This window comes from Bowmanella yangjiangensis, from assembly GCF_017255015.1.
Classification (GTDB): domain Bacteria; phylum Pseudomonadota; class Gammaproteobacteria; order Enterobacterales; family Alteromonadaceae; genus Bowmanella; species Bowmanella yangjiangensis.
Map to the genome: position 1 here is coordinate 1 of NZ_JAFKCS010000195.1, position 1499 is coordinate 1499.

Here is a 1499-nt window from a genome sequence, read left to right on the forward strand (position 1 = left end):
GATTCCGATGATCATGCTGTTGCGCGGCCTCCGTGGCAGCCTGGCGGAGCCTCGGGCCCCGGATTGAATCGTGAATGTAGCGCCTGCAAGCCGGGGCTCTGCTCCGGGAGGCGTGATCAGAATGAAGCAATAAGTCCGACGCCGAAGCGAATCGAAAACAGCGGGAGAGGTTGGCCGGTCTCTAAGCGCTGCAAGCACTGATGCGCCGGTAGCAGGCACGAATCGGCCGGCCGCAGGTGCCAGGCACGAACAGGCAATCGGTCATCGCACGGTGCCGACGAACTGCCTGGCATAGATCCACTCGATGTTTCCGTAGGGAGCCAGATCGTTGAGGCGTCCGTACAGCTCGGCAGCCATGTCCGGGTCGTTTTCCACGTACCTGGCGTAGGCCATTCGATGAAACAGCACCTCACCCAGAGCGTCCTGCTGCTCAGTGCCCTTCAGAGCACTCAGGCCCTTGGCGATCTGGTCACGGTTGAAATCCCCCCGCCACATCTGAATCAGCGCGCCGTAGTGCCCCGCATCGTTGGCGGCAGAGAACTCGACCTGCGCGTCCAGCCAGGCGTCAGACACGGACTCGCCAGAGCGGGCCTTGATGTAGCTGTAGGTCAGCGCCACGTAGGCTGCGAGATCGTCTTCCGGACCGGCAGGCTGAGTGCGAGAAAGCGCTCGCGCTGCATCCGACCAGCGTTCCAGCCTCATGTAGCAGAACGCTGCGACGATATATTCCTGGGAGAGGTCGCCCTGGCCAGCAGCCATCTGCTCGGCAGACGGCGACTGCTCCAGCGCAAGCATCGGCACCAGAATGGCCAGCGCATCGGATGCCCTGTCCAGGCTGAACAGGATCGCAGCCTTGGTCGACAGCAGCTCTTGCTGCAGTTCGGCGTCGGGCGCCAGGGCAAGCGCCTTGTCGATGGCCTCCAGCGCCGGCTGTGACCTGCCGAGCGAGTCCAATGACTCAGCCTGGCTACGCAGAGCCAGAGCCAGCTCGCGATCGCCCGTGGCGAGCGTTTCAAGTCGCTGAGCCAGCGACAGCAACAGCTCGTTCATGTTCTCCAGCGGATTTGTCGCAGGCTTCGGCGGCTCTGCACCCCGTCCTGCACAGCCAGCCAGCAGCACGACAGACAACAGCAATGTGCAGCCACGTATCCAGCCGATGAACCCCGACGCGCCAGGAGCGCCCTCGACCAGTGAACCAGAGTCACGCCTCATCAACACTATCCTTGTATGAAGACCTGCGATGGCAACGCGTTGCTTCACGCTCAACGGAGCGCAATGCGGAGGCGCGTGTCACCCATCCGTTGAACAGCAAAAAAACGGCGCCGAAAAACCGGCTCATGTTAGCTCACATGGCATCTTGCCACCAAGCGTGATTTGCTGGGTGGCGTCACGATTTCTACCTCGTAAACGTCCACTTCCCCCCAGCAGCGGCCAGCAATCCTCGCCGTCCCTTGCCCTCTCCCCCCTTCCTGCCTAGGCTGTGCCCCTTTTCAGATTTC

1 protein-coding gene is annotated in these 1499 nt (G+C 62.1%); it reads right to left on the reverse strand.

Translation table 11 applies throughout. The annotated features are described in order from the left end of the window. Nucleotides 1-261: 261 nt before the first annotated feature. Nucleotides 262-1212 (reverse strand): hypothetical protein, encoded by a 951-nt coding sequence (locus J0A65_RS23260; protein WP_206596665.1) that lies wholly within the window; start codon nucleotides 1210-1212, stop codon nucleotides 262-264. Between the last annotated feature and the right edge of the window lie 287 nt (nucleotides 1213-1499).

Bases quoted from the DNA above. Each gene is read 5' to 3' on its own strand.
- J0A65_RS23260 (WP_206596665.1), bottom strand. From the start codon at position 1,212: ATGAGGCGTGACTCTGGTTCACTGGTCGAGGGCGCTCCTGGCGCGTCG.